This window comes from Mycobacterium sp. UM_Kg27 (assembly GCF_000972905.1).
GTDB lineage: Bacteria > Actinomycetota > Actinomycetes > Mycobacteriales > Mycobacteriaceae > Mycobacterium.
In genome coordinates this window covers 1-15,277 of record NZ_JRMM01000111.1, presented here as the reverse complement: position 1 = coordinate 15,277, position 15,277 = coordinate 1, and the positions used below count along the sequence as shown (strand labels likewise).

General features: G+C 67.6%; 14 protein-coding genes and 1 pseudogene. 5 read left to right on the top strand and 10 right to left on the bottom strand.

The genetic code is table 11. The features are described from left to right. The coding region (locus LI94_RS16120; protein ID WP_046301807.1) for a metal-dependent transcriptional regulator at positions 1-609 on the top strand (609 nt) is incomplete at its 5' end. Between the two features lie 22 nt (positions 610-631). Here LI94_RS16120 and LI94_RS16115 read toward each other — a convergent pair. Then, positions 632-1,687, bottom strand: a complete 1,056-nt coding sequence (locus LI94_RS16115) for a DUF4192 domain-containing protein (RefSeq protein WP_046301806.1) — start codon at positions 1,685-1,687, stop codon at positions 632-634. A 140-nt stretch (positions 1,688-1,827) separates the two neighbouring features. Here LI94_RS16115 and sthA point away from each other — a divergent pair, with 140 nt between their 5' ends. Together sthA and LI94_RS16105 are read left to right on the top strand one after the other, a co-directional pair. Beyond that, positions 1,828-3,243: a Si-specific NAD(P)(+) transhydrogenase gene (gene sthA, locus LI94_RS16110; protein WP_024443828.1), complete on the top strand. Its 1,416-nt coding sequence runs from the start codon at positions 1,828-1,830 to the stop codon at positions 3,241-3,243. A gap of 172 nt (positions 3,244-3,415) precedes the next feature. After that, a complete protein-coding gene (locus LI94_RS16105) occupies positions 3,416-4,393 on the top strand; it encodes a PAC2 family protein (protein WP_046301802.1) in 978 nt (325 codons plus the stop codon). Positions 4,394-4,408: 15 nt separating this feature from the next. Here the strand turns inward: LI94_RS16105 and LI94_RS16100 are convergent, their stop codons facing one another. The 3 genes from LI94_RS16100 to LI94_RS16090 all read right to left on the bottom strand — a co-directional run bounded on the left by LI94_RS16100 (position 4,409) and on the right by LI94_RS16090 (position 6,053). After that, a complete protein-coding gene (locus tag LI94_RS16100; protein ID WP_046301801.1) occupies positions 4,409-4,903 on the bottom strand; it encodes a peroxynitrite isomerase in 495 nt (164 codons plus the stop codon). Between the two features lie 35 nt (positions 4,904-4,938). After that, positions 4,939-5,403: a transcriptional regulator NrdR gene (gene nrdR / locus LI94_RS16095; protein ID WP_046285677.1), complete on the bottom strand. Its 465-nt coding sequence runs from the start codon at positions 5,401-5,403 to the stop codon at positions 4,939-4,941. 146 nt (positions 5,404-5,549) lie between these two features. Then, complete coding sequence (locus LI94_RS16090; protein WP_052739959.1) at positions 5,550-6,053, bottom strand: LysM peptidoglycan-binding domain-containing protein; 504 nt, start codon at positions 6,051-6,053, stop codon at positions 5,550-5,552. 213 nt (positions 6,054-6,266) lie between these two features. Here LI94_RS16090 and lexA point away from each other — a divergent pair, with 213 nt between their 5' ends. Together lexA and LI94_RS16080 are read left to right on the top strand one after the other, a co-directional pair. Continuing rightward, entirely contained in the window at positions 6,267-6,953 is a 687-nt protein-coding gene (lexA, locus tag LI94_RS16085) for a transcriptional repressor LexA (protein WP_024443833.1), read from the top strand. Between the two features lie 2 nt (positions 6,954-6,955). Then, on the top strand, positions 6,956-7,405 hold the full coding sequence (locus tag LI94_RS16080) for a nuclear transport factor 2 family protein (RefSeq protein ID WP_046301800.1): 450 nt from the start codon (positions 6,956-6,958) through the stop codon (positions 7,403-7,405). On the opposite strand, the gene LI94_RS16075 is transcribed toward LI94_RS16080, so the two are convergent. The 6 genes and pseudogenes from LI94_RS16075 to LI94_RS16050 form a co-directional block, all read right to left on the bottom strand. Further along, complete coding sequence (locus LI94_RS16075) at positions 7,406-9,427, bottom strand: hypothetical protein (RefSeq protein WP_239651249.1); 2,022 nt, start codon at positions 9,425-9,427, stop codon at positions 7,406-7,408. A 227-nt stretch (positions 9,428-9,654) separates the two neighbouring features. Next, complete coding sequence (locus LI94_RS16070; RefSeq protein WP_024443836.1) at positions 9,655-10,815, bottom strand: acyl-CoA dehydrogenase family protein; 1,161 nt, start codon at positions 10,813-10,815, stop codon at positions 9,655-9,657. A gap of 81 nt (positions 10,816-10,896) precedes the next feature. Beyond that, positions 10,897-12,282 carry a DEAD/DEAH box helicase gene (locus LI94_RS16065; protein ID WP_024443837.1) on the bottom strand — a complete coding sequence of 462 codons (1,386 nt, stop codon included), beginning with the start codon at positions 12,280-12,282 and terminating at the stop codon, positions 10,897-10,899. 213 nt (positions 12,283-12,495) lie between these two features. Next, on the bottom strand, positions 12,496-13,917 hold the full coding sequence (gene hflX, locus LI94_RS16060) for a GTPase HflX (protein ID WP_024443838.1): 1,422 nt from the start codon (positions 13,915-13,917) through the stop codon (positions 12,496-12,498). Further along, positions 13,914-14,792, bottom strand: coding sequence for a diaminopimelate epimerase (gene dapF / locus LI94_RS16055; RefSeq protein WP_046301799.1), 879 nt, complete (start codon positions 14,790-14,792; stop codon positions 13,914-13,916). The genes hflX and dapF overlap by 4 nt, the downstream gene beginning before the upstream one ends. A gap of 4 nt (positions 14,793-14,796) precedes the next feature. Continuing rightward, positions 14,797-15,261, bottom strand: a pseudogene (locus tag LI94_RS16050) (tRNA (adenosine(37)-N6)-dimethylallyltransferase MiaA); the annotation flags it as partial. Positions 15,262-15,277: the final 16 nt, after the last annotated feature.

Sequence of the window (15,277 nt, the reverse complement as noted above, 5' to 3'; positions counted from 1 at the left end):
GATGTGTATAAGAGACAGGAGCAAAGCGGGCCGACCGTCAGCCAGACGGTTTCCCGGATGGAGCGCGACGGCTTGCTCAAAGTGGCCGGCGACCGCCACCTCGAACTGACCGAGAAAGGCCGCACCCTGGCCGTCTCGGTGATGCGCAAGCACCGACTGGCTGAGCGCCTGCTCGTCGACATCATCGGGCTGCCGCTGGAAGAGGTACATGCCGAGGCCTGTCGCTGGGAACATGTGATGAGCGAGGACGTCGAGCGCCGCCTGGTTCAGGTACTCGACAACCCGACCACGTCGCCGTTCGGCAACCCCATCCCGGGCCTGCCCGACCTCGGCTTCGGCGCGGACTCCGCCGGTTGGGATTCCGATCTGGTGCGGCTGACCCAGTTGCCGGCCGGTTCCCCGGTGGCCGTGGTGGTCCGTCAGCTCACCGAGCACGTCCAGGGCGATATCGACCTGATCACCCGGCTCAAGGAGGCCGGTGTGGTGCCCAATGCCAGGGTGACCGTGCAGGCCGACGGCGACGACGGCGTGACCATCGTGATCCCCGGCCACACCGACGTCAGCCTGCCCTACGAGATGGCGCACGCCGTCAAGGTCCAGAAGGTCTGAGCGCTCCACTGGTCAGCCGGCCTCAGCCGGCTTGCTGACTGAACCCCTGCCGCTGCGGCAACGGCACCCCGACCTGCCGGGCCAGACGATAGCCGGTGTCCGCCAGCCCGCGGATGCGCTCCGGCCGCAGCCCGGACTGCAAAGCGGTGTCGAGTAGGCCCGCCATCCGATGCCCCGGCTTGCCGCGCAAGGCGGCCTCCAGTGACACGCCGGCCAGCGGGCCGTCGCCGCGTGCGTAGGCGCTGAACGCCAGCAGCACCAATGCCTCGGCCCGCCACGGCTCGGGCAAGGCCCGGGCCAACGTCGACCAAAGCCGCTCAGCCTCATCTGCGCGCTCGCTGATTGCTAACGCGCACAAGATGTCCCGGACCACCACATCGACGAGCGGGCATCCGAGCCGGGCCAGCTCCGCAGCGGTGGGCTCCCGGCCGCCCGCCGGCGCGACGATGGCGGCCAGCACCTGCTCCACGTCGCGGCGGGCCCGGACCCGGGCATCACCCTCCCCCGCCGCCCACTGCGCCGCACAGTCCTCGATCGCCGCGGCCACCGCGGCACAGCGGGCGGCGTCATCAGGCGTGATGACCGCCTGCAGGTCTGCTCGCCGGGCGTACAGTCGCCTGCCCTCCAGCACCGCGGCGGCCGCAAGCGGCGATGCCCCCGGGTCGTCGACCGGGCCGCCGGCGCCGCAACCGTCCACACAGTGCCACCGCCCACCATGGGCCACCTGGTCCACCACGTGCGCACTGAGCAGCACGATGTCGTGGTCCGACAACTCCTCGCTCAGCGCAGCGATCAGCCGGCGGTGCTGGTCGTTGCAGACCGGGCAGCGCGCCCCCGCAGCATCGACGACCACCGCGATGGCCGCGGCCGGAGCAGCGGCCGCCGCGACATCGGCGAGCCGGCCCACGGTGTCGACAAGTGCGTCGGACAGGTCGACGCGCAGCACCGAGCCCAACTCGCCCCTGTCGAGCGCCACCAGGATCAGGGACTTCTCCGGTACGAAGCCAAGGATGGCCGGCAGCGCAGCGATAAGGGCTCCGGGACGATTCAGCGTGAATTGCGGTTGTCTGGTTGTCATGGCAGCCACGTTGACGACCACCCCCGTCACCGGGGGCGCGCATACGCCTGCCCGCCCACCAGGTTGGGGATGAACCGACAACTGTGAACAGATCGTGTTCGAGATGCACGACGGGGCGAATGGGCGTAAGTGTCTGTGTCATGGATGCCAAGCGCGAGTACGACATCATCGTGATCGGTTCAGGTCCAGGGGGGCAGAAGGCCGCCATCGCATCGGCCAAGCTCGGCAAGTCGGTTGCGGTGGTCGAACGCGGCCGGATGATCGGCGGCGTCTGTGTGAACACCGGCACCATCCCGTCCAAGACGCTGCGCGAGGCGGTGCTGTACCTGACCGGGATGAACCAGCGCGACCTCTACGGCGCCAGCTACCGGGTCAAGGACAAGATCACTCCCGCGGATCTGTTGGCACGCACCCAGCATGTGATCGGCAAGGAAACCGAGGTGGTGCGCAACCAGTTGATGCGCAACCGCATCGACCTGCTGCTGGGACACGGCCGGTTCATCGACCCGCACACGATCGTCGTCGACGGCCATGGCGGCACCGAGAAAACCACCATCACAGGCGATTACATCGTGATCGCCACCGGAACCAAGCCGGTCCGCCCCGCCGGCGTGACCTTCGACGAGGAACGGGTGCTGGACTCCGACGGGATCCTCGACCTGCGATTCATCCCGGCGTCGATGGTGGTCGTCGGCGCCGGTGTGATCGGGATCGAGTACGCCTCGATGTTCGCCGCGCTGGGCACCCGGGTGACGGTGGTGGAGAAACGAGACTCGATGCTGGAGTTCTGCGACCCGGAGGTCGTCGAAGCCCTCCGTTTTCACCTGCGCGACCTGGCCGTCACCTTCCGGTTCGGCGAAGAGGTGACGGCCGTCGACGTCAGCTCCAGCGGCACCGTCACCACGTTGGCCAGCGGCAAGCAGATTCCCGCCGAGACAGTGATGTACTCGGCCGGTCGCCAAGGCCACACTGCCCACCTGGAGTTGGCCAACGCCGGCCTGGCCACCGACGAGCGGGGCCGCATCGTCGTCGACGCAACGTTCCAGACCGCCGTCGAGCACATCTACGCCGTCGGTGATGTGATCGGCTTCCCGGCCCTGGCCGCGACATCCATGGAGCAGGGCCGACTGGCGGCCTACCACGCATTCGGCGAGCCGACCGACGGGATCACCGACCTGCAGCCGATCGGGATCTACTCGATCCCAGAGGTCTCCTATGTCGGTGCCACCGAACTGGAACTGACCCGCAGCGCGATTCCCTATGAGGTAGGGGTGGCCCGGTATCGCGAGCTGGCCCGCGGTCAGATCGCCGGTGACTCCTACGGAATGCTCAAGCTGCTGGTCTCCACCAGCGACCTGAAGCTGCTCGGCGTGCATATCTTCGGCACCAACGCGACCGAGATGGTGCACATCGGCCAGGCCGTCATGGGGTGCGGCGGCACGGTGGAATACCTGGTAGATGCGGTGTTCAACTACCCGACCTTCTCCGAGGCATACAAGAACGCCGCATTGGACGTGATGAACAAGATGCGGGCGCTCCAGCAATTCCGCGGCTGAGGCGCCCGGTAAACATTTTCCTCGCTCAGCGAACGCCGAGGCACCGTGGAATCCGACGGCGTCCGCGTACGTTGTGCACCACATACGCGCACCGTTTTCGGCGTGCGGTCCCCGGTGAGGGAAAATAGACGGTGCGATCCACTGCGATCTGCACGAAGAGGAGGCGAAGGCGATGGCCGACCACCCGGACACCGGTCCCGACCGGGACCGGCACTACCAGATCGAGCCGAGCGGCATGTACGAGCTGGAGGTGCCGGCTCCGCAGCTGATGTCGGCGGATGGCGAGGGGCCGGTCCTGATCCACGCGCTGGAAGGGTTCTCCGACGCCGGCCACGCGATTCGGCTGGCCGCCAAGCACCTCAAGAGCAAGCTGGACAGTGAGTTGGTGGCGTCCTTCGCGATCGACGACCTGCTCGACTACCGCTCGCGGCGGCCGCTGATGACGTTCAAGTCCGACCACTTCACCCACTACACCGAACCGGAGCTGAGCCTGCACGCGTTGCGGGACAGTGCGGGCACCCCGTTTCTTCTGTTGGCGGGCATGGAGCCCGACCTGAAGTGGGAGCGGTTCATTACCGCGGTGCGGCTGTTGGCCGAGCAACTCGGGGTGCGTCGGACCATCGGCTTGGGCACGATCCCGATGGCCGTTCCGCACACCCGGCCGGTGACGCTGACCGCACATTCCAACAATCGCGACCTGATCAGCGAATTCACCCCATGGATCACCGAGGTTCAGGTTCCCGGCAGCGCGTCCAACCTGCTGGAATACCGGATGGCTCAGCACGGCCACGAGGTGGTCGGCTTTACCGTGCATGTGCCGCATTACGTCGCCCAGACCGACTACCCGGAGGCCGCTGAGGCGCTGCTCAAGCAGGCCGCCCAAACCGGCGCGCTGGAGCTGCCGCTGAGCGACCTCCGCGACTCCGCCGCCGAGATCCGGACCAAGATCGACCAGCAGGTCGAAGCGAACGCCGAAGTGGCCCAAGTGGTGTCGGCCCTGGAACGCCAGTACGACGCCTTCATCACAGCCCAGGAAAATCGCTCGCTGCTTTCCCGCGACGAGGAGCTGCCCAGCGCCGACGAGCTCGGCGCCGAGTTCGAGCGCTTCCTGGCGCAGGAGGCGAAGAAGAACCTCGACGGCGACGACTGATCGTCCCGGATGGAGCTATGTCGGGCCAGTGGTTCGACGAAGCGTGGCGGTGAGGTGGTTCTGGGCGGGCTGGCCGACTGCTCCCATATCCAGGGTGTAGGACAACTCATCGCCGTCGAGGCGATAGTGGCGGCTCAGGACGGTCACCTCTTTGGCCGTCGGCGCCAGCCCGATCGTGGGTGCGGACATCTGCAGGTCCACACCGTTGGGGGTGACCGTGTAGCTGCCTACCTCGATCTCGGTGATACCGCTGGGGTGCGCCAGCACCCACTCGATCTGACCGGGTTGCGGCACCCGCAGGTAGCCGGTCTCGGCATGCAGAGGCAGACCCTCGGCGGGCGACTTGGTCTTCTGGCCGTAAACCAGGAACGGCTTGCCGACGTGTGAGAACACCACCTCTTCGAGGTAGTCGAATGCCGCGATCGTGGGATACACCCCGGATCCCCGGCCTGACCAGGTGCCCAACAGCGGGGCGAGCTCCACAAGGTTTGGGTGCAACTCGGGTGCCATGTCGCCAGCGTAGTGCGCTTGGTCGCCCGCGCGGCTCAACTGGTACTGGGCATCTCGCGGTGTTCGCGCAGGGCCTCGATCTCTCGTTCGAAGTCGGCGGCCGAGGAGAAGGACCGGTAAACCGAGGCGAATCGCAGATAGGCCACTTCGTCGAGTTCGCGCAGTGGACCCAGAATCGCCAACCCCACCTCGTGACTGGGAATCTCCGGCGAACCGGCCGCTCGCACAGCATCTTCCACCTGCTGAGCCAGCAGGTTCAGCGCGTCGTCGTCAACCTGGCGGCCCTGGCAGGCCCGGCGCACCCCGCGCATGACCTTCTCCCGGCTGAAGGGCTCAGTGACCCCACTGCGTTTGACCACGGCCAGCACTGCGGTTTCCACCGTCGAGAAACGGCGGCCGCATTCCGGACAGGACCGACGACGCCGAATGGCCTGGCCTTCATCGGCTTCGCGGGAATCCACCACCCGGGAGTCCGGATGGCGACAAAACGGGCAGTGCATTGCCGCTCCTTCGCCGTGCCGGGAACCCGCGCCCTCAGAAAGCTGGGGCACCGTGGGCCATTGGGACAACTGCGAGCGTACCTGCGCGGGTTGCCGCCGGGGCTGCGCAGTGGCCGCAATCGGCGACCGAACCGACACGACTACCCTCAGCCCAGTGGAGCGATCAGTGTCTGGCCGGCGTCCAGAGCCACCGACTCCAGGCTGTTGAGCTCGCGGATGCGCTCGATGACCTCTCCGGCCGGCGCGTCCGGTGCTACGCGGGCCGCCAGGTGCGCCAAGCTCTCCCCACTCTGGACGCTCACCACGCCGAGCTGGTCGGGCACCGCGGAGGTAGTGCCCGCCGCTGCCGCGCCGAACTGGGCGATCAGCCCGAGCCACACGGTGATCCCGGCGGCGATCAAAGCCAGCACGACGGTGGTCACCGGGGTGATGGCCTTGACGGGCTGCGGCCGGTGCGGGGCACGTGACATCAGCACCCCGGAACCGCGGTGGCGCAGCGGCGCACCGCCCGGCCGCTGCCGAACCAGCCGTGCCGGCTGGGTGCGGATGGGGTAGGCGCGACCCGAGGTCCGGGGACCGCGCTGCACCTGGGGTCGCTCGGTGCTGCGGGTCGGCTCAAACGTCGGAGCGATCGTGTCGATGAGCATCATGTGCGGTTCTCCCTCACTCGGCGTCGGCGACCCTGTTCGCTCGACTGTTCGAATAATAATCGATCGTACGTTCGATGTCCGAACATGTGATCGATTCGTTGTCGAAAACATTAGCGAAAGGGTCCGACAAGTCCCCGGCAGTTTCGAACGTCCGCGCGACACACCTCGAACACATGTTTGATTAAACGCAGTTATGCGACTAGATTTGCGCCCATGAGTGACAGCAGCAGCAACCTGGCGGGCCCGGACTCAGCGCTGACCGCCCGGCAGCGAACGATCCTGAATGTCATCCGCGCCTCGGTGAACGAACGGGGTTACCCGCCGAGCATCCGCGAGATCGGCGACGCCGTCGGGCTGACCTCGACCTCTTCGGTTGCGCACCAGTTGCGCACGCTCGAGCGCAAGGGCTACCTGCGCCGGGACCCCAACCGTCCCCGCGCTGTCGACGTCCGTGGCCAGGACGACGTGGCCGGCGCCGCCGAGGCCGCCCAGCGCACCGAGTTCGCCGGTTCGGATGCGCTGCCCGAGCCCACCTTCGTCCCGGTTCTGGGCCGGATCGCGGCCGGCGGGCCGATCTTGGCCGAGGAGGCCGTCGAGGATGTCTTCCCGCTCCCCCGCGAGTTGGTCGGCGAAGGCGAACTGTTCTTGCTCAAGGTGGTCGGCGAATCGATGGTGGACGCCGCGATCTGCGACGGCGACTGGGTTGTGGTGCGCCAGCAGAATGTCGCTGACAACGGCGACATCGTGGCCGCCATGATCGATGGCGAGGCCACCGTCAAGACGTTCAAACGCACCGGCGGTCAGGTCTGGCTGATGCCGCACAACCCCATTTTCGATCCCATTCCCGGCAACGACGCGGTGGTGCTGGGCAAGGTCGTGACCGTCATCCGCAAGATCTGATCGTGTTCGCGCGCCCACCGTTCGATGAGGAGTCGGCACGCCTCAAGGTGCAGGCCGCCGAGGACTCCTGGAACACCCGGGATCCCGCACGTGTGGCGCTGGCCTACACCGAGGACTCGGTGTGGCGGAACCGCGACGAATTTCTCGCCGGGCGTGCGGAGATCGAGGCATTCCTGCGGCGCAAATGGGCCGCCGAACGCGACTACGCACTGCGCAAAGAGCTCTGGTGCTACCAGGGCAACCGAATCGCGGTGCGTTATCAGTACGAATGCCGCGACGCGGACGGCCAATGGTGGCGCAGCTACGGCAACGAGCTGTGGGAGTTCGCCGCCGACGGCCGAATGAGTCGCCGCGAGTCCAGCATCAACGACATCGCGATCACCGCGGCGCAGCGGCGCCTCTTCGGGCCTCGGCCGCAGCGCGAACGCGACCTACCGCTGCCGCTGCGATGATCAGCCGGCCCTGGTGAAGCCGTTAAGTCGGGCCGCATCCTCGGTGGCGAACCAGATCTCGGCCAGGGTGTCGTCATACAGCGCGTTCTGCGGGGTGTAGTAGAGCCCCGAGCCGATGTTCGCCTTGATCGGGTAGCCGTTCGGCTGCTGGTACGGGTCGTCCAGCGGAAGGTGCATCACCGGATGCACGGTTTCGTCGATACCGACCGTGCGCGCTTCGCCGCCACCGCCGAAGGTGCGGGTGTCCGCGCCGCCGCCGAACCTGCGGGGCTCTGGGACAGCGCCGAACCCGCGTGGGTCCGACCCGGCACCGCCGTGACCCACGGCGTGCCGACCGGTGCCGAAATCTTCTTCGGTCACCACCCGGGTGGGGGCGGTGTCGGTGTCGTCATCGTCGTCGACCTCCGCCTCGCTCTCGTGCTCGCCGTAGTGCAGCCACGGCGCATCCGGGATCGAGGAGACGGGCAGTTCAGGCTCGGAGGGATACGGCGATGCGGAGGCTCCGTAGCGACTCGGCAGCCGGACGGTGCCCTCGTGCTCGCGGTGGTCGTCGCGGTGCTCATCACGGTGGTCATCACGTCGGTCGTGGTGGGCCCACTGCTCGTCATCGTCGTCGTAGTCGTCGGCGACCGGGGCCGGCACTGCCACCGGCGAGCCCGGCAGTACAGCGGCCGGCCGACGCCGCTGCCACCACATCGCCACGCCGGCGAGCGCCCCCAGCACTGCCAGCACCACCACCGGGATCAGCACCCACATCCAGTTCCAGTGCGTCTCCTTGGCGGCGCCAGTCGATGTCGACTTGCTGCCGTCGGGCAGATTCGTACCGGGAATTTGCAAGCCCGACAACGATTGCGCGAGCTCGGCCGGTTCGGTGCTGTAGGTGTTGTTCGCCTGGTTCCACGCGATCGAGCCGCCGGTGAACTTCTGCGACACCACGTCACCTTCGACGCTCTGGTCGCCCACGGGGGCGCCCAGCTTTCCGGAAGCTCCGTCGAGCTTGTCCCACGCCGACTTGATCGCCCCGCGTACCACGAAGGCGCCGTTGTCGGGGCTGAAGAAGATCACCGGCTCGTCGTCGGCGGCAAAAGAATTGAACTTGCTGCCCGCCAGCGCTCCGTCAGCCGTGCCGGTGATCGGGAAGCCGAGATCGCTGCCGGCAGGACCGCCCAGCGACTCGTACTTGGCCAGCACGTCGCCTTCAACCGCATTGGCTCCGGTGAGCGGACTGAAATAGACCTTGCCGTGGGCAAAGTCCTGACCCACCCCGCCGTTCTCGCCTATCGCGTACTGATCGCCCTGCTTTGGCCCCAGTGCGCCGGCGGGTCCGCCGGCGCTGCGCCAGACCTGATCGATGGCCGCGGTCGCGTCGACCTGGGCCTGCACATCTGCCAGCTGCGCTGCCAGCTCCGGCGGCACCGTGGTAAACGTCCTGGTCGCGCTGTCGAAGGACAGCGTCCCGGCGCTGAACTTCTGGGTGACGACAGCTCCGTCGTAGCTCTCGTCCTCGACCGGGACGCCGAGCGCACCGGTGGAGCTGCCCAGCTTGTCCCAGCCGGCATTGATCGGCCCGCGCACCACGTGGGCGCCATGTTCGGGTGTCCAGAAGATCACCGGGTTGTCGGGCCCGGAAAGGATGGCCACCCGGCTGTCGGGAACAAGCCCGGGCACCTCATCGCTGCTGGGGAAGCCGAGTCCATTGTCGGCCGCACCGCCCAGTGCCTCGTATTTGTCCAGGATCGCCCCGTACAGCGCCTTCGCGCCGGTCTCCGGGGTGAAGAAGATGGTGCCCCCGGCGAAGTCCTGGGCGAATCCGACACCGGCCGGGTGTACGTCGCCGTTGGGCGCCCCCAGCGGGGATCCGTCCCCGCCGGCCGCCTGCCACGCCGCCGTGATGGCGTCGCGGGCATCGCTGTCGGGCGTCGCCGCAGCGGTTTGCACCGACAAGAGCACGGTGACCGTCGCCGCCAGGCCGAGCGCCATGCGCACCGCCGTCTTGCCGAACCGATCTTTCCGACTAGTCACCAGCCCTCCCAGGCATCATTATCGACATTATCGACGCAAATGTTTCCGGCATAGACTTTCCCGCAATCGGCCCGAGTTTCGAAGCCAAGTCATCGATATTGCGGAAACAGATACCCAGCCGATGCTGAAATGATGCAAAAGCCGCTGACCCGAACGGAACGAGGGGCGCTACCAAACATGCAGGTAGCGCCCCTGTTGGGGCGCCAAATCGTTCCCGATTGCCTCGGCTAGACGCCGAGGCTGCGGCCGATGATCTCTTTCATGATCTCGGTCGTGCCGCCGTAAATGGTCTGAACGCGGGCATCCAGATAGGCCCGCGCGACCGGGTATTCGCGCATGTAGCCGTATCCACCGTGCAGCTGCAGGCAGCGGTCGATCAGGTGCACCTGCTTCTCGGTGGAATACCACTTGGCCATCGCGGCCTGCTCGACGGTCAACTTCTTGTCCAGGTGGAGCCGCACGAACTCGTCGACCATCATCCGCACCACGGTGGCCTCGGTGGCCAGCTCGGCCAGCAGGAACCGGCTGTTCTGGAAACTGCCGATCGGCTTGCCGAAGGCCTTGCGCTCCTTGGTGTACTGGATGGTCTGCTCCAGCACCGCCTCCATCGCCCCGGCGGCCATGATCGCGATCGAAATGCGCTCCTGCGGCAGGTTCTGCATCAGGTAGATGAAGCCCTTGCCCTCCTCGCCGAGCAGGTTCTCCACCGGGACATGCACGTCGGTGAAGGACAGCTCCGCGGTGTCCTGGGCGTCCAGACCAATCTTGTCCAGGTGGCGGCCACGCTCGAAGCCCTCCATCCCCCGCTCCACGACCAGCAGGCTGAAGCCCTGCGCACCCTTGTCGGGGTCGGTCTGGGCGACGACGATCACCAGGTCGGAGTGAATGCCGTTGGTGATGAACGTCTTGGAGCCGTTGAGCACGTAGTGGTCACCCTGCTTGACCGCGCGGGTCTTGATGCCCTGCAGGTCACTACCGGTGCCCGGCTCGGTCATGGCGATCGCGGTGATCAGCTCACCGGTGCAGAACTTCGGCAGCCAGCGCTGCTTCTGCTCCTCGTTGCACAGTTCCAACAGGTACGGCGCGCAAACGTCGTTGTGCAGGCTAAAACCCAGCCCGCTGTAGCGGCCCGCGGTGACTTCCTCGGTGATGATCGTGTTGTAGCGGAAGTCCGGGTTGCCGCCGCCGCCGTACTCCTCGGGCACCGCCATGCCCAGGAAGCCCTGTTTGCCGGCCTCGAGCCACACGGAGCGGTCGACGATCTTGGCCTTCTCCCACTCCTCCTGGTTGGGCGCGGCGTGCCGATCCAGGAAGGCGCGGAACGACTCCCGGAACAGCTCGTGTTCGGGCTCGAACAGGGTTCGCTGGTACTTGACTGCGGCACTCATTGCCTGACCTCCGGTCGACTGATCTTTCCGACGAGAATAGACCAACCGGATGGTTGGGCGACGCAGTGGTGGGTGTCAGCGCTAGCGCGCCACCCCATCGTGCCGCCGCTGGCCGGCACCGCCCCGCGGCCGGCGCCGGCCACCGGCCTGAGATGCCGGCTGTGCAGCACCGCTGCCGCCACGACGGCGTCGCGGACGGCCGGACCCGCCCGGTGAGGTCTGGCCCGGCGAGGTCTGGCCCGGCGCACTCTTGGCGCGGCCCGGCGGAGCGGCCTTCGGGGCCACCGGGGCGGGCACCCGCAACGGCGCCACCTCCCCCACCAAGTCGCGCACCGAGGCGGAATCTGCTGCCACCTGTTGCGGGGCGACGCTGATGCCCGCGCGGCGCAACAGCACCTGAGTCTCGCGCCGCTGCTCGGGCAGGACGACGGTGACGACATCGCCGGCGCTGCCGGCGCGTGCCGTACGCCCGGAACGGTGCAGGTACGCCTTGTGCTCGGCGGGCGGGTCCACGTGAACCACCAATTCGACCTCATCGACGTGCACCCCGCGGGCGGCGATGTCGGTGGCCACCAGAACCCGCACGTCCCCCTCGGCGAACGCCGCAAGATTGCGCTCGCGGGCCGGTTGAGACAAGTTGCCGTGCAGGTCGACCGACGGCACACCGGACTCGGTGAGCTGGCGGGCCAGTTTCCGGGCCTGATGCTTGGTCCGCAAGAACAGGATTCGCCGCCCGGTGCCGGACGCCAACAGCTGCACCAGATCCTTCTTGTCCTGCAGCCCGGCCACGTGGAACACATGATGGGTCATCGCCGGAGGGGGCGCGTCGAGTTCATCGACGGAGTGCGACACCGGGTTCCGCAGAAAACGCCGAACCAGCTTGTCGACCCCGTTGTCCAGCGTGGCCGAGAACAGCAGTCGCTGACCGGTTTCGGAGGTCGCGGCCAGAATGCGGGTGACTCCGGGCAGGAAGCCGAGGTCGGCCATGTGGTCGGCTTCGTCCAGCACGCTGATGCGTACCGCGTCCAGCGTGATCAGCCGCTGCTTCATCAGGTCTTCGAGCCGGCCGGGGCAGGCCACCACGATGTCGGCGCCTGCGTTGAGCGCGGACACCTGGCGGTTCTGCGAGACGCCACCGAAGATGGTGGTCACCTTCAGCCCACTGGCGGCCGCCAACGGTTCCAGCGTCGCGGCGATCTGGGTGGCCAGTTCCCGCGTGGGTGCCAGCACCAGGCCGGTCGGCCGGGCGGGGCGACGCTTCTCGCCAACCAGCCGAGCTACCAGCGGCAGGGAGAAGGCCAGCGTCTTGCCGCTGCCGGTCTTGCCGCGACCCAGCACATCACGGCCGGCCAGACTGTCCGGCAGGGTCGCCACCTGAATCGGGAAGGGAGCAGCAATACCGCGATTGGCGAGCACACTGACAAGTTCAGCGGGCACGCCGAGTTCGGCGAATGAATTGGTGGTCATGACATGCCTTTCCGGCATCGGCTGTGCCACAGCGGCCGTCAAGGCGGACCGATCTGTCTGCAACACAGAGTTGGCGAGATTGCCTGTTGGCAATAGCGATCGCCGCGAGAAGAGCTTCACACGCCAGCTGAAATCGGCATCAGGGGCCGGACGGCGGTGAGTAAGCGTTCCACGACGCGTGAGCACCAGCCTATAGCACCGGTGCGGCAATACCTAAAAGGCGGCGAATTCCCGCAGACTCGCTGCCAGTGCCGCGGGAACCCGCGCACGGATTCGGGTACCGCCCTCACCGTGCTCTGCCAGCTGCACCCGGCCTTGTTCATGCACCCTGGCCACCAAATCGCCACGACCGTAAGGGATGACGACATCCACTGCGGTGTCGACCGGGGCCACCAACTGCGCCATCCGTTGGCGCAGCGCGTCAATGCCGTCTCCGGTGTGCGCCGAGACGAACACCGCGTCGGGCAAGGCCCGTCGCAGCTGCGCCAACGCCAGATCTCCGGCGGCGTCAATCTTGTTGACCACCAACAGTTCCGGAGCACGCTGGCCAGTCGGTCCGGAATCGTGCTCGGCGATGACGTCGGAGATCACCTCACGGACCGCGGCGATCTGCGCCAGTGGCGCCGGATCAGAGCCGTCGACCACATGCACCAGCAAGTCGGCATCGGCGACTTCTTCCAGGGTGGAACGGAACGCCTCCACCAACTGCGTGGGCAGGTGCCGAACGAACCCGACTGTGTCGGTCAACACAAAAGGACGGTCATCGTCGAATTGCCCACGGCGCGTAGTCGGTTCCAGGGTGGCGAACAGCGCATCCTGAACGAGCACTCCGGCACCGGTCAGTGCGTTGAGCAGGCTGGATTTGCCGGCGTTGGTGTAGCCGACGATGGCCACCGAAGGGACGTCACTGTGCCGGCGGCGGCTGCGCTGGGTGTCGCGCACCTGCTTCATAGCCTTGATCTCGCGCCGCAGCTTGGACATCCGTTCCCGGATACGCCGCCGGTCGGTTTCGATCTTGGTCTCACCGGGACCGCGGGTGCCCACCCCACCGCCGGCGCCGCCGGCCCGCCCACCGGCCTGACGTGACATCGACTCACCCCAGCCGCGCAGGCGCGGCAGCATGTACTGCATCTGCGCGAGCGCCACCTGCGCCTTGCCTTCGGCGCTGGTGGCGTGCTGGGCGAAGATGTCGAGGATCAGCGCGGTGCGGTCGATCACCTTGACCTTGACCGCCTTTTCCAGCGCATTCAACTGGGCCGGGGACAGCTCCCCATCGCAGATGACGGTGTCGGCGCCGGTGGCCAGCACCATCTCGCGCAACTCTTGCGCCTTGCCGGAACCGATATAGGTGGCCGGGTCGGGCCGTTCGCGACGCTGGATCAGGCCTTCGAGCACTTCCGAGCCGGCGGTTTCGGCCAGCGCGGCCAGCTCCACCATGCTGGCGTCGGCCTCGGCGGCGGTGCCTTCGGTCCACACACCGACCAACACCACCCGTTCCAGGCGCAGTTGCCGGTATTCGACCTCGGAGATGTCGGCGAGTTCGGTGGACAGCCCGGCGACACGGCGCAGTGCCGCGCGGTCGTCGAGGTTCAGCTCACCGGTGCTGGGCTGGGGCCTCGAGTCGGGATAGCTCACTGCGCCGCCCACCACCGCGGCGCGATGTCGCCCCGGGCCACCAGCTCCGACGGCCCGCGCAAGTAGCTGCCCGCCTCGGTGACGGTGACGCTGACTTGTCCGCCGGGGATGTCGACCCGCAGCGTGCCGGTCGAGACTCCGCTGTACGCCAGGGCCGCCACCACGGCGGCCACCGTGCCGGTGCCGCACGAGCGGGTCTCGCCGACACCGCGCTCATGCACCCGCATCGCCACCGCACCCTGGCGCGGAGCGGTCAGGATCTCCACGTTCACCCCATTGGGGAACTGGGCGGTGTCGAACACCACCGGCGCACCGACATCAAGGGCGGCCAGATCGGCCACGGACAATCCCGGATCCACGCAGGCCAGGTGCGGGTTGCCGACGTCGACGCCCAGGCCCGCGAAGCGCTGCCCCCCGACCAGTGCCTCGAAGGCCGGTCCGGAGCTCCCGAGCAGGTTCGGCTTGCCCATGTCGACGGTCACCTCGGCGTGCACGTCGTCGGCGTGGTGCACGACCACCGGTCGCGGGCCGGCCAAGGAACCGACGACGAACTCGTCGGCCGATTCCAGGCCGGCGGCGCGCAGATAGTGCGCGAACACCCGGACTCCGTTGCCGCACATCTCAGCCACCGAGCCATCGGCGTTGCGGTAGTCCATGAACCAGTCGCCGGGCGCGACTCCCTCGGGCAGCTGGTCGAGCACCCCGGCGCCCGCCGCCGCACCGGCGGTGGTCACCCGCAACAGACCGTCGGCGCCCAGGCCGCGACGGCGGTCGCACAGCGCGGCCACCGCGGCCGGGGTCAACTCCAGTGCCGCGTCCAGGTCCGGCAGCAACACGAAGTCGTTCTGGGTGCCGTGGCCCTTGGCGAAAAGCATGTGCTCAGGATACGTGCCGCACCGCGGCCAGCGCCGCGTCGAGCAGGCCACCGCCGGCGGCGTCGAGCCAATGGGTGCGATGGTCGCGGCGGAACCAGGAGCGCTGGCGGCGCACATACCGGCGGGTGCCGATGAAGGTCGGTTCCTGGGCGCCAGCACCGTCGCCTCCGGCATCGAGGTCGGCGATCACCTGGGCGTAGCCCAGCGCTCTGGCGGCGGTGACCCCGTCCCGCAACCCCGACTGCAGCAGTCCCTGAACTTCGGCGACCAGCCCCTGGGCAAACATGGTCTCGGTGCGAACAGCCAGTCTCTCGTCGAGAATGGCTGTGTCGCAGTCCAATCCGATGATCACGGTATCCCAGCGCGGCGCTCCGATCGTCGGTGCGGAGGCGGCGAACGGCGCTCCGGTCAGTTCCACCACTTCCAGTGCCCGCACGATCCGCCTGCCGTCCGTGGGCAGGATCGCCGCTGTCTCTTATACACAT